This window comes from Streptomyces flaveus (assembly GCF_014647675.1).
Classification (GTDB): Bacteria; Actinomycetota; Actinomycetes; order Streptomycetales; family Streptomycetaceae; genus Streptomyces; species Streptomyces flaveus.
This window is the reverse complement of record NZ_BMPQ01000033.1, coordinates 1-12,662: the sequence shown is the minus strand read 5'-3', so window position 1 is coordinate 12,662 and position 12,662 is coordinate 1. Positions and strand designations below refer to the sequence as shown.

9 protein-coding genes and 4 pseudogenes are annotated in these 12,662 nt (G+C 69.1%); 8 read left to right on the top strand and 5 right to left on the bottom strand.

Going from position 1 to position 12,662, the window contains the following annotated elements:
• Positions 1–21: 21 nt before the first annotated feature.
• Both IEZ21_RS38775 and IEZ21_RS38770 read left to right on the top strand, forming a co-directional pair.
• On the top strand, positions 22–2,397 hold the full coding sequence (locus tag IEZ21_RS38775; protein WP_189326531.1) for a GMC oxidoreductase: 2,376 nt from the start codon (positions 22–24) through the stop codon (positions 2,395–2,397).
• The gene (locus tag IEZ21_RS38770; protein WP_189326530.1) at positions 2,387–3,904 is read left to right on the top strand and encodes a patatin-like phospholipase family protein; all 1,518 of its coding nucleotides are present in this window, start codon (positions 2,387–2,389) and stop codon (positions 3,902–3,904) included. The genes IEZ21_RS38775 and IEZ21_RS38770 overlap by 11 nt, the downstream gene beginning before the upstream one ends.
• A gap of 902 nt (positions 3,905–4,806) precedes the next feature.
• Here the strand turns inward: IEZ21_RS38770 and IEZ21_RS38765 are convergent.
• Complete coding sequence (locus IEZ21_RS38765) at positions 4,807–5,559, bottom strand: NADPH-dependent F420 reductase (protein WP_189326529.1); 753 nt, start codon at positions 5,557–5,559, stop codon at positions 4,807–4,809.
• 133 nt (positions 5,560–5,692) lie between these two features.
• On the opposite strand from IEZ21_RS38765, the gene IEZ21_RS38760 reads away from it, so the two are divergent.
• The 3 genes and pseudogenes from IEZ21_RS38760 to IEZ21_RS38750 all read left to right on the top strand — a co-directional run bounded on the left by IEZ21_RS38760 (position 5,693) and on the right by IEZ21_RS38750 (position 7,732).
• Positions 5,693–6,346, top strand: a complete 654-nt coding sequence (locus tag IEZ21_RS38760) for a TetR/AcrR family transcriptional regulator (RefSeq protein WP_189326528.1) — start codon at positions 5,693–5,695, stop codon at positions 6,344–6,346.
• A 126-nt stretch (positions 6,347–6,472) separates the two neighbouring features.
• A pseudogene (locus IEZ21_RS48985) lies at positions 6,473–7,087 on the top strand (DUF4158 domain-containing protein); the annotation flags it as partial.
• Positions 7,088–7,339: 252 nt separating this feature from the next.
• Positions 7,340–7,732 (top strand): nuclear transport factor 2 family protein, encoded by a 393-nt coding sequence (locus tag IEZ21_RS38750; RefSeq protein WP_189326527.1) that lies wholly within the window; start codon positions 7,340–7,342, stop codon positions 7,730–7,732.
• An 8-nt stretch (positions 7,733–7,740) separates the two neighbouring features.
• Here the strand turns inward: IEZ21_RS38750 and IEZ21_RS38745 are convergent.
• A pseudogene (locus IEZ21_RS38745) lies at positions 7,741–8,575 on the bottom strand (IS5 family transposase).
• A gap of 103 nt (positions 8,576–8,678) precedes the next feature.
• Between IEZ21_RS38745 and IEZ21_RS38740 the strand changes: the two are divergent.
• Entirely contained in the window at positions 8,679–9,623 is a 945-nt protein-coding gene (locus IEZ21_RS38740) for an alpha/beta fold hydrolase (protein WP_189326526.1), read from the top strand.
• Between the two features lie 97 nt (positions 9,624–9,720).
• Positions 9,721–9,864, top strand: coding sequence for a hypothetical protein (locus tag IEZ21_RS38735; RefSeq protein WP_189326525.1), 144 nt, complete (start codon positions 9,721–9,723; stop codon positions 9,862–9,864).
• 98 nt (positions 9,865–9,962) lie between these two features.
• Here IEZ21_RS38735 and IEZ21_RS48980 read toward each other — a convergent pair.
• A pseudogene (locus tag IEZ21_RS48980) lies at positions 9,963–10,163 on the bottom strand (TetR/AcrR family transcriptional regulator C-terminal domain-containing protein); the annotation flags it as partial.
• 39 nt (positions 10,164–10,202) lie between these two features.
• Between IEZ21_RS48980 and IEZ21_RS38725 the strand changes: the two are divergent.
• Positions 10,203–10,394 (top strand): annotated as a pseudogene (locus tag IEZ21_RS38725) (IS630 family transposase); the annotation flags it as partial.
• 156 nt (positions 10,395–10,550) lie between these two features.
• On the opposite strand, the gene IEZ21_RS38720 reads toward IEZ21_RS38725, so the two are convergent.
• Positions 10,551–11,651 (bottom strand): Gfo/Idh/MocA family protein, encoded by a 1,101-nt coding sequence (locus IEZ21_RS38720; RefSeq protein WP_189326524.1) that lies wholly within the window; start codon positions 11,649–11,651, stop codon positions 10,551–10,553.
• Positions 11,652–11,686: 35 nt separating this feature from the next.
• Entirely contained in the window at positions 11,687–12,418 is a 732-nt protein-coding gene (locus IEZ21_RS38715; protein WP_281399661.1) for an NADPH-dependent F420 reductase, read from the bottom strand.
• Positions 12,419–12,662 lie beyond the last annotated feature (244 nt).

Genomic DNA, 12,662 nt, shown 5'->3' with positions numbered 1-12,662 from the left:
GACGAAAGGAAGCTGGTACGAATGCGCCGAAGCTACGACGCACTTGTGATCGGCACCGGTTTCGGCGGCGCGGTCTCCGCCTGCCGACTGGCTCAGGCGGGCCTGCGGGTCGGTGTTCTGGAGCGCGGGCGGCGCTACCCGCTGGGGGGCTTCCCCCGGGATTGGGACAACCCGCTGAACGGCTGGCTGTGGTCGAAGGACCAGGGGCTTTTCGACGTACGGCCCTTCAGTGAGATGACCGTGGTCCAGGGCGCGTCCTACGGCGGCGGCTCCCACCTGTACGCCAATGTCCACCTCCGAGTGCCCGAGGACGGGTTCGAGCGGGGCTGGCCCAGCGGTTACGGCCGCGCCGCGCTCGATCCGTACTACGACCTCGTCGCCTGGATGCTGGACCTCACGCCGGTCAGCGAGCGGCAGCCGCTCGGGTTGCCGCCGAAGACGATGGCGATGCGGGAGGCGGCGCGGGCGATGGGTCGCGAGGGACAGTTCGCGCTGCTCCCGCTCGCGGTGGACTTCGGGGAACCGGAGGTCATGCGGCCCAACAAGTTCGGCGTGCCCCAGTCGGGCTGCCGTCACTGCGGTGAGTGCGACATCGGCTGCAACTTCCAGGCGAAGAACACCCTGGATCTCAACTACCTGGCTGTCGCGGAGCATCACGGCGCCGAGGTGGGTACGCGCTGCGAGGTGACCCGGATCGAACCGCTGTCCGGCGTCACCGGCTACCGGCTCACGTACACCGATCACACGACCGGGGTCAGTCAGACGGTCAGCGCGCCGGTCGTGATTCTGGCGGCGGGCGCGGTGAACAGTACGGAGCTGCTGCTGCGCTGTCGTGACGAGTACGGGACGCTGCCGGAGCTGTCCGAGCGGCTCGGCCACCGCTATTCGGGCAACGGCGACTACCTCGGGTTCGCCTTCGGCACCGACAAGGCCCTGGAGCCGTCCCGGGGGCCGGTGATCACCTCGGGCATCGTGCACGACCGTGGCACCGGCAGCGGCCGCCGCTGGTTCGTCTTCCAGGAGGGCGCCTTCCCACGCGAGATCGCCGGACTGATCCGACTCCTCGACGAGGGCGATCCGCGCTTCGCCGGTCTGCTGCGCTCACAGGACGAGGCGTTGGCGGCGATCCGCAGCGCCGGGCGGGAGCGGATCGGCACCCGGCCGGAGCGTACGGACGGTATGGACGTTCCGGATGAACACACCGCGGTGTTCCTGGCGATGGGCCGGGACACCGCCGACGGCCGGATCTCGCTGCTCCCGGTCAGCCGCGAGCTGCGGATCTCGTGGAACCTCGGCGACAACCTCGGGCTCTACGAGACCGAGGAACGGTTCTGCGCCGATGTCGCCGCGGCGCTGGGCGGCCGGTCCGGAACCAATCCGCTGTGGCGGTCGCTTCACATTCCGGTCTCGGTCCACAACCTGGGCGGCTGTGTGATGGCCGACGACCCGGCGGACGGAGTCACCGACGCCGGGGGCGAGGTGTTCGGTTACCCGAACCTGTTCGTGCTGGACGGCGGCTGCCTGCCGGAGGCGACGGGTGTCAATCCGTCCTTCACCATCGCGGCGGTGGCCGAGCGGAACATCGAGGCGGCCATCCGCCGGATCACCGACCGGGCCGAGTGGCGGGCGCCCGAGCGGGAGTTCGCCGTGCCCGTGCCCGATCCGCTGGACGAGGTGCGGATCCCGGTGGGCGGCACCCCGGCGCCGAGCGCCCCGGGAACCGGGCTGACGTTCACCGAGACCATGCACGGCACCGTGCGAGGCGGTGCACCGCGCGAGGAGGCGGCGCCCGCCCGGTTCCGGGTGACGGTGACCGCCCCGGTACTGGCCGACACCCTCGACGACCCGGCCCACCCGATGGCCGCGACGGGCACGGTGCACGTCCGGGGAGTCACCGGGCCGCAGGGAGCGAAGGTGTCCGGCGGGGTGGTGAACCTGCTGACCGCCTCAGACGCTCCGGCGGCCCGGCGGATGCTGTACACGCTGCCCTTCTTCGGGGCGGACGGGCAGCCGTATCTGCTGGACGGCGTCAAGGACGTGCGGGACCACGGGCGGATCGACGTCTGGGATGACATCTGGGACGCGACCACGACACTGCACACGACGGTCCGCCACGGCCACACACCCGACGGCGCGGCACTGTCCTCCGGAGTGCTGCGGCTCGACGCTCTGGACTTCCTGCGGCAGCTGACGACCGTACGGATCACGGGGACCCGGAATCCGGTGCGCCAGGCCGAAGCCCTGGCCCGGTTCGGGATCTTCTTCGCCGGGTCGGTGTGGGACGTCTTCGTACGCCCCCGCATTCCGCACGTTCCCATTCCGTGCGTTCCGTCGACCGGCCCTCTTTCCCGTCTTCCCCGTCTCTTCCGCACCGAAGGAGCGTCCGATGACCGATAAGGCGCCTGAGACCGCACCCCCACGTGCCACCAAGCGGTCCCTGATCCTCGCCGGCGGCGGGATCAAAGTGGCGTTCCAGGCGGGCGTGCTGCAGGTGTGGCTCGACGAGGCGGGACTGGTCTTCGACCATGTCGACGGCGCGAGCGGCGGCACGTTCAACCTCGCGATGATGTGCCAGGGCATGTCCGGGACCGAGATCGCCGACGCCTGGCGCCGGACCGAGCCGAAGGCCGGGGTGTCGGTCAACGTCCGCCAGCTGGCGCGGCTGGCCTATGCCGAGTCACTGTTCACCCTCGACGCGTACCGCAGAAACGTCTTCCCGATGTGGGGGCTGGACTGGCGGAAGATCCGGTCATCGGCCCTCGACGCGACCTTCAACGTCTACAACGTGACCCGCCAGGAGCTTGAGGTACTGCCCCCCGCCCGGATGTCCGAGGACTTCCTGGCGGCGTGCGTGTCGCTGCCGATGTGGTTCCCGCCGGTACGGATCGACGGCGACACCTACATCGACCCGGTGTACGTGACCGACGCGAACCTGGAGGAGGCGATCGACCGCGGCGCCGACGAGATCTGGGTGATCTGGACGGTGAGCGAACGGGGCGAGTGGCGTCCCGGCTTCGTGGCCGAGTACTTCCAGATCATCGAGGCGGCGGCCAACGGCACTTTCCGCCGCGTGGTGGACCGCGTCGAGCGGAACAACGCCGCCGTCGCGGCAGGCCTGCCGGGCGAGTTCGGCCGGCACATCGAACTGCACGTTCTGCGTGCGGAAGTACCGCTCCACTACCTGATCAACTTCAGCGGTGACCGGCAGCACGAGGCGGTCGACCGCGGGGTCGAGACCGCTCGTTCGTGGTGCGCGGAGCGGAAGATCCCGCTGGCCGACCCTCTCCCCCAGCCGCTCCTCGAGACCCCGGTGTCGCTGCGGTTCAGCGAGGACATGCGCGGCGGGGTCACCCTCGGGGTGGGCGAGGAGTCCGTACACCTCTCGGTGCACCTCACGATCGCCACCGACAACGTCGAACGCTTCGCCGGCGACCCGCGGCACACCGCGTCGGTCACCGGGCAGGTGCGCTGCCCGGCCTTCGGCGGCGTACGGGAACTGACCGGCGGGACCTTCCAGTTGCTCGTCGACGACGGCGATCCCACACGCAAGGAGATGCGCTACCGGCTGCACTTCACCGACGACCAGGACAAGCCGCTCACCCTCGTCGGAGTGAAGACCGTCGACAGCGGCAACCCGCTGCGGATGTGGAGCGAGACCACCACCCTTCACACACGGGTACTGCGCGGACATGTACCGGAGGGCGAGGAGGCCATCGGCGAGGTGACGGCAGAGGGAGTGCTCCGGCTGGGCGTACCGGACTTCCTGAGGGAACTCACCACCTTCCGGGTGGAGGGCCCCTCCCCCGCCGCCCGCGCCGCGGGGCTGGCCAGGTTCGGCATGCTGTTCCTCGGCAAACTGTGGGATGTGTACGCCCGCCCGGTCCTCCACCCCGGCCCGGTCTGACGCTCCGCCATGAGCGCTTCAGGAGTTCTCTAGGGGCGGAGAGTGGTGCGCCGGCCGAGGATCGCAAAAGTGCAGCTCAACAGCGCTAGGGGACTGGCCATGGCGTTGCTGGAGTTCTCCGACCGGCTACCGCAGTGTTTAAGTCGTCGGTCGTAGCCCTCTGAAGTTCTGCCAGGTCCCCGCCCTGCAATCGACCGACTTGGTGCCCCGATGATCGTCTCAGGGCCAGATCCAGAGCGACTATTAGGTCATACGTTCGCCCAGGCTCTGGCTTGGGAAAACGTCCGCGAAATCGAGCTGGCCAGGACACTCCCGCTTAGCTGCGTCGGCCGTGATCACGGCGGTGGTCAGTGCGGTGACGTCGTTGGCGCAGAACGCGGCCACCGGTCAGGACCGGTGGCCGGGTCCGCTCGACCAGGTTCTGCGACACGCGTGGATCGTCCTGGGCGTGGGTCTGGCGCTAGCCCTGCTGCTGGCCTTGTATGCGCTGTTCCACGAGGTCAAGTCTTCGCCGACGGCCGAGGACCCACCACCGCCAGCGGCTCCGGAGATGCCGCGGTGGGTAGTCAACCGTGCACAGGTCCGGCAGGTGGCGGCTGAGCTGGGCCGTCGACGGCGGTTGCGGTCGGTGGGGATCACCGCTGCGGCCGGACTGCACGGTGCGGGGGGGCTTCGGGAAGACCACGCTCGCGGCGATGGTCTGGGCCGAAGAGGACCCCGGCCGTGTGACGGCCGGGGTCCCTCTGCCTCGTGCAGGTGTCGGCTCAGCCGCAGCAGTCGCAGCCGGGGCGGCAGCCGCAGGCGTCTGTCTCCCCGCCGGCGGCCGGAACCGCCGCGGTGGGTCGGTGTCCGGACCCGGTCAGGAGTTCCGGTTCCACCTCTTCTTCCGCGATGTTCTGGACTCAGGTCCAGGCGTCGACCGAGAAGCTGCCGCCCGCGGAGCCCCGGACAACTGTGGCGGTCAGTTCCCTCACGCGGTCGGCGGGTACCGGAACGCCCGGGGTCTGGAAGATCCATTCCATCGTCTTGTCCAAGCTCACGTCCTTGGGCACTTCCCCGTAGTAGGGCTTGCCGTAGACGGGCGTGCCCGGTTCGCTGCGCCAGCTGTCGGCGAGCGTGCCGATGTCCACCGCGTCGTAGCCGAGGATGTCGAGCAACTCCACGACCTCCGCCTTGGCGGCGGCATCGTCGCCGGCGATCGGCATGGCACTGCGGTCCGGCGCACCCGAGGGGCGGGCAAGGCTGAGCAGCTGGCTGGAGACGATGTTGCTGGCCGCCTTGACCACACGGGAGTCGGCCAGGTGGCGCTGTACCAGCTCGCTGCTCGTCAGCTCGTTCGCGTCCAGCTCGGCGATGCGGCCGTCGCGCTCCGGGTAATAGTTCAGCGTGTCGATCACGATCTTGCCCGCCAGCGGCTCTGCCGGGATCTTCTCGTAGGCGCCCAGCGGGATGGACACCACCACCAGGTCCCCGGCCTCGGCGGCCTCGGCGGGAGTGGCCGCCCGGGCGTGGGGGCCGAGTTCGGCGACGAGATCGGCGAGGGACTCGGGGCCGCGGGAGTTGCTCAGGACGACGTCCAGGCCTGCGGCGACAGCAAGGCGGGCCAAGATGCCGCCGACGTTGCCACTGCCGATGAAGCCGAGTGTCTTGCTCATGGTGCTCTGTTCTCCAATGGGATGAGGAAACGCCGGACCGGCCACAGCCACGAACCGTAACCGGACCGGCTGGTCATGTTAACTACCGTACCACCTAACCGGACCGCTCGGTCATGTTGCGTAGAGTGGACCCATGAGCACTGAAGAAGAAGCCGTTGCAGCGCCGCCCGCGCGACGGATGAGAGCCGACGCGGTGCGGACGCGCAAGGCGCTGTTGAAGGCTGCCGCGGAGGTGTTCGCCGAGCACGGCGCGGAAGCGTCCACTGCGCAGATCGCGGCACGGGCGGGTATCGGAAAGGGAACCGTCTTCCGGCATTTCCCCACCAAGGAGGACCTGTTCGCCGCGATCATCAGCGAGGAAATCGACGGGCTGGTGACAGTGGGCCGCCGGCAGGCCGAGCAGGCCGACGCCGACACCGCCCTGCTGCAGTTCATGAGCGCGGGCGTCGATCTCTACGCAAACAACCGGGCGCTCGCGGAGGCACTCCGCATGGTGTCGGATGTTCGGCACCCGGAGATACAGGCCGGACAGGAGCAGCTGATCGCAACAGCCGAGTCACTGGCGCGGCGGGCGCAACGCGACGGCTCACTCCGTGCGGACCTGAACGGGCAGGACGTGATGCTGCTGATCTGCGGCGTGTACTACACCGCCGCACCCTTGCTGGCTGCCGATCCGTCGGCCTGGCGGCGCTACCTGCGGCTCACCTTCGACGGCATGTGCGCCACCGGCACCGGGCCCCTACCCCCGGCACTCGTCCACAACTCCTTGCTGCCGACGGTCCGGTAGGGCCGACCGGCATGCGCCAGAAGGTCACCGACGCGCGGCTGCCGACACAACCGAATCCGGCTCCTACAGGCCTCCGCGCTGCGGTCTTCGGTCGGCACCCCCGACCGACGCTCCAGCTCGGGCCTCGTGGATCGGGACCTGATCGCGTTGCGGCGGACGAAGGCCACCAGCTGGGATTCGCGGTGCAGATGTGCACCGTGCGGTATGTCGGCCGGTTCCTGGTGGACGATCCGCTGGACGTGCCGTGGTCGGTGGTCGAGCACTTGGCCGCGCAGTTGGGGATCGAGGACCCGTCGTGCGTGAAGCGGTACACCGAGCGGCTGAAGACGGCGTACGAGCACGCAGGGGAAGATCCGGAACGCCTACGGCTACCACCCCTTCGAGGATGCCGAGGGGGGGCCGGAAGTTCCGGACGTTCCTCCGCGGCCGGTCGTGGACAGGCGCCGAGGGGCCGGTGTCGCTGTTCAACCAGGCGGTGGGGTGGCTGCGGCGCAACCGGGTACTGCTGCCGGGTGTCTCGGTGCTGGCCAAGCAGGTCGCCGCGGTGCGGTCGCGGAGAAGCGGCTGTACGCCACGGTCGCGGGTGCCGCACGGCGGGCGGACGCGTCGTTGCCGGCGGATCTGGTGGCGCTGCTCGGGGTACCGCAGGGGCGCAAGCTCTCGGAGCTGGAGCGGCTGCGCCGGCCGCCGATACGCACGACGGGCACGGGCTTGGCGAAGGCCCTGGAGCGGGTGGACCAGACACTCCCGGGTCCGCAGCTCCTTCTTGCGCACGATCTCCATGGTGGCCGGCTGGGGAGGATCGTCGGTCCATGGATATGTGATCCTCTCCCGCCCCCGCCGATACACCCCCATAGTCGAGAGTGCCGGGCGCGCCCGGCCCCTGCGGCGAGGGAGGGAATCGCCGAGGTCAACGGCGCCTACGACCAGGTGCTGGCCATGCTGAGCGGCGCCAAGGCCTGATCCAGCAACGCACAAAATGGAGAGCCGAACGTGAAACCCACGAATGAGGACACTGTCGAAATCAGCAGGGCCCTGGCGCTGTGGGCGCACATCATGGACGACCACGAACTGGACCGTCTCGGCGAATGCCTCACCGAGGACGCGGTGTGGGACGGCAGCGTCTTCGGCGGCGACCCGGTCGTCGGGCTGGACGCGATCGCGGCCTTCATGAACGCCCCCGGACACGCGAAAGCCCACCACACGACGAACATCGTCGTGTCGGAAGGCCCGGGCGACGAGGCGCGGGCCCGATCCAAAGGTCTGAGCCTGCTGGAGGGCGGCACTGTCGCCAGCGTCGTCTACGCCGACGACCTGCGACGCACCGATGACGGCTGGCGCATTTCCCGGCGGGTCATCCATCTCACGTGGCCACATCGCTTCTAGGGGTGCTTTCAATAAGCCGGGTGCTTGCGGGCGAGTGTCATGCAGTGGGCGAGTTGCAGGAAGACGTCGTGCATGTCGTCGCGTACTCCCCACCGGCTCCGCAGGCGGCGAGGGCCATGGAGCCAGGGGATGGCGGACTCGGCGTCCCAGCGGACCTTGCCCAGGCCCGAGCCGTGCGGCCGGCTCCGTCGAGCGATCTTCCATGTGATGCCGCGCTCGCGCAGTCGGCGGCGATAGAGGTCGTAGTCGTAGCCGCGGTCGGCATACAGCACCCGGGGTGTGCGCCGGGGCGGCCCCGCTTGCCCCGCACCGGCCCAAGGCTGTCGATCAGCGGCAGAAGCCGGGGGACATCGTGGCAGTGACCGCCGGTCAGCGACACCCACAGCGGAGTGCCGCGGGCATCGGTCAGCACGTGATGCTTCGAGCCCGGCCGCCCGCGGTCAACCGGCTCGGACCGACTTTCGGGCTGCGTCGCCCCGCTTGGCCTGCACATGAGAGGCGTCGATGGTGGCGCGGGAGAAGTCGAGACGGTCCGCCGCCCGCAACCCGTCCAGCAGCACCCGCTGGAGCTCCTCCCACACCCCGGCCTCCTGCCGCTCGGCCAGCCGCCGCCAGCAGGTAGGACCGGAACCGAACCCCAACTCCTGCGGCAGGAACTCCCACTGGACACCTGTGTACAGGCTGGACACCTGTGTACAGGACGAACAGCACACCCTGGAGCGTCCTGCGGTCATCGATCCGCTTACGCCCCGGGTACCGGAACCGCCGCTCATGCTTCGGCAACAGCGGCTCGATCACCACCCACAACCCGTCACTGACCTCCCACGGCTTCCGCCGCGCCATGGTCACACCCCACAGAAAACACGGGACACGGGATTACGTACATCTCCACCGTGCCACAACACGATCTTTCTGAAGGACCCCTAAAAAAGGACGTAACACCGCCATGAACGCTTTCACCACCGCCGCAGCCGTCGAGTCGGAGGAGCCGCTCAGCCCCGGCTACGACACGGCGACCAAGGACGACGCCGAGTTCAACAAGCACTTCCGGCACGGCTTCACCACCATCGACGACGTACAGATGCACTACGTCATCGGAGGCGACGGCCCGCAGGTCCTGGTGCTGCTGCACGGCTGGCCGCAGAGCTGGTACGAGTACCGCCCGATCATGCCCTCGCTGCTGCCCGGCCGCACCGTCATCGCCATCGACCTGCCGGGCCTGGGCGACTCGACCGGAAACCCGCCCTCCATGACCAAGACGGTCCTGGCCACCTACGTCCACAAGCTGCTCAACCACCTCGGCCACCACGAGAACGTACACGTCGTCGCCCACGACCACGGCCTCAACGTCGCCTACCCACTGGCCGCCCAGCACCGCGACCAGGTGGCGGGCCTGTTCCTCATAGACGCCGCCCTCGTCGGCAAGAACCTGAAGTTCGCCACCCTCGCATCGGTATCTTGGCACTTCTCCTTCTTCATGCAGAATCCGCTCGCCGAGGAACTGGTCACCGGCCGGGTCGAAACCTTCCTCACCCGCTTCTTCCAGAGTATGAAGACCGCCGGCGAGAACGTCTCCGACGACGAACTCGCCGAGTTCGTCCGGGTGTTCTCCCGCCCCCAGGTCCTGCACGCCGGCTTCGGGCTCTACCGGACCCTGACCCAGGACGAGGCCGACAACACCAAACTCCAGGACACCCCGCTGACCATCCCGGTCCACATGATCACCCAGGCCGCCCTCGCCGACCTGTTCCTGCCGACCATCCAGGGCGCCGCCCCCCAGGCCACCTCCGCCGTCGTCCCCGGCGCCGGACACTTCCTCGTCCACGAAGCACCCGACCGCGTCCTGGCCGAGATCAACGCCTTCTACCCCACCTCCACCCCCACCCCCTGACCAAAAAGCCGAACCACGGTTCGAACATGGCAGGTTCGGGTCGGCGGCCGCCGTGGCGGGGCCGATCTTTCCGGAGGAGAGCGCCAGGACGTGCAGGGTGCGGACGTTGGCGCCGGGGACCTTCTCGGCCGCCGCGATCAGCTGCGGTGCGCTCCAGCGCAGCTTCGTGCCGTACGCCGACGCATCGGGGGCGACGTCCAGGCGGCCGGTGTCCGCGTCGAACGCCACGGCCTGGACGTGACTGGCGAGCTCGGGCGCGGCTGCGGCGAGGACGCTGCCGGCGGCGGCCGGTACGTGTCGTGCGCAGCTGCGCAGCACGTGGACCTGCTCCTCCGGTGCGAGGCCGACCTCGGTGATGGCGCCCAGTGCGGAGCGGATGCTCTCCAGAGCCGCCGGTGACTGCGTGGGGCGGGTGCAGACCAGCTGAAACGCCTTGGGGTGCTGCTTGGCGGCTGTGCGGAAGGCGACGGCGTGCGCCCGGATGCGGTCCTGCCAGGTGCCGGTGTCCGCTCCGGAGAAGTCGATCCGGGCGAGCAGCATCTCGGCCACGCCGTCCAGGAGGGCGTCCTTGTTCGGGACGAGGGCATCTGGTCGCTGCTACGGCGCGGCCCGCTGGCCAATGTCGCCTTCACCGACGACGACCACCTCGAACGCACCCTCCGCCGGGGCCTGCGCCACATCCAGCACCGCCCCGACCTCATCGACGGCTGCCTCAGCGGCACCAGACTCACCCTCACCCGCCATCCGACAACAAACCGAAGAGATCAGTAACAGGATTCCATCCTGTGCATACGGCTTCGAAGGCCCTGGCTCCTGAGCGTTCCAGGAGCTCAGGACTCCGTGGCGCTTGCCCGCGAATAGTCCACGCCGGGAGCGACGCTGCCGCGAGTGCCCGCCGCGTGGCGAAGACCCTTCCGAGGACTCCGGTCAGGCGTGCTCCGCCGTGCGCTCGATCCGGTCGAGGAGTCGGTGGTGTCGGGCTGCGTGGGCGAAGTCGGGCACCTCGGAGCCGCCCTCCGTCAGGTCGCGCTGGATCTGGGCGTAGGCGGCGCCGACGTTGTATGCGGGGGTGCCGCGCAGCCCTTGGAGCGCGGGGTCGAAGTACCGCTCGGGTACGGTGAGGCGGCTGAGCTCGGCGTCGGATCCGTGCGCCCCGGCGATGCTGAACTCGCCCACCTGGAGGTGTCCGGTGTCGCCGGTGATGACCAGGTCCCCGTCCGTTCCGTTGATCTCCCAGTGGAAGTTGGTGCCCCGGGACTGGCCGCCCCGGTAGTGCACGGAGGCCACCGCGCCGGAGGAGAGCCCGCCGCCGAACACCACCTGGTCGGCGACGTTCGGCCGGAAGACCCGGCTGGTCTGCGGGTCCCTGACTTCTCGGTGGCGAGTGGCGGTGACAGTGGTGACCTTCCCGACATCGCCGAGCACCATGGTCAGTGCGTCCAGGGTGTGCCCGAACGGGATGGTCAGCATGGTTGCGCCGTTGGCGCGGTCCAGTAGGTAGGCACCGTCCTCGGAGAAGACCGCTCCCCAACTCCCGCCGGACGCTACCAGGCTGGTCGAGAGCACCTCGCCGACGTATCCGTCGGCGACCAGGTCGCGCAGATAGCGCACAAGGGGGGCGGACCGTGCCTGCAGCCCGGTGAAGGTGCGCAGTTTGCGTTCGGCAGCGGCGGTCGCCAGCTCCTCGGCCTCCGCGGTGCCGTTGCCCAGCGGCCACTCGGAGAGCACCATCTTCCCTGCGGCCAGGGCGGATTGGATGATCTCCCGATGGTGCGGCACCTTCACGGTGACCACCACCAGGTCGACCCCGTCGGCCGCCGCCAGCTCTCCGGCCGTCCCGAAAAACTGCGCGACTCCGTACTTCTCCGAAGCCTGCCGCGCGGACTCGGCGCTGCTCGCCGAAAGTGCGCGCAGTTCGAAGCCGTCCAGCTGTTGCAGCGCGGGAAGGTGGGCCTGAGAAGCCCAGCCGCGCCTGGCGGAAAGACCGACGATGCCCACGCCAATGGGCGTCTGGTGGGGGGATGACATGGTGAGACTCCTACACAGAGCGGCCCCGTCCCTGCTCACATGCAAATTGCGCGGTTCAGGCGGACAAGGTATTCCGCGTCTGGTTGCACGCCTGCCCCGAAGCGTTCCTGGACCACGGCGAACCCGAGGTCGCGCCGCTTCGGTGATCGCGCCGGGTCCGCCGCCGCCAGTGCGTCCGGCAGCTCCTGCCGGGTGAGATCCGTGCAGTAGGCGGGCGTGCCGGGCTGCTGCCGCCAGGATTCCGCGAGCGGCCCCGCATCAAAGGCGTCGAACCCGGTGTCCTCGACGAGTGCGATGGCCAGGTCACGCTCTCGCGGACTGTCGGCCGCGACGGGGAGCGAGATGCGGTCCGCGCTTCCGGCCGGCTTGTTCCTGTACGCGAACGACTCGGCTCCGATCGAGTTCCATGCCTTGACGATGGGCCGGCCCAGCTGCTGGGCAGCCCACACGCTCTCCGCCTGGCCGGCCTCGATCGCCGCGATTCCGTTGTCCCGATGCGGGATGTAGTTCGACGTGTCGATGACCACCGTGTCAGCCGGCACGTTGGCGATCAGCGGTGCGACCTGCGAAATGCGGTCGAAGGGGATGGAGAGGATCACGGCGTCGACGTCCACTACGGCTTCCGCCGCGGTCACCGCGCGTCCGCCCGAGGCCAGCACGTCCGCCTCGATCGTCTCCGGGCCGCGCGAATTGGCCACCTTCACCTCATGCCCGGCCGCGCTCAACCGCCTGGTCAACGTCTTGCCGATGTTCCCGGTGCCGAGAATGCCGATCTTAATGGTGAACTCCTTGTCCGGAACGGAACCCAGGTGTCGGTGACCGAGGTTCCGGGGCTTGGTCCCTGCGGCGGACCGGGACTGCGGCCGACCGCGGACACGGTGGTGTAGGTGAGTGATGGCGGCCGTGCCGAAGTGAGCCCCGCTCTTCGTGTTCGTCTTGTGTTTTCGCGGGCTGTCGGCGCTGCCGCTCTCGTGTCGTTGCGTGGACGAGAGCCGTGTCGGGTGTCTCAGC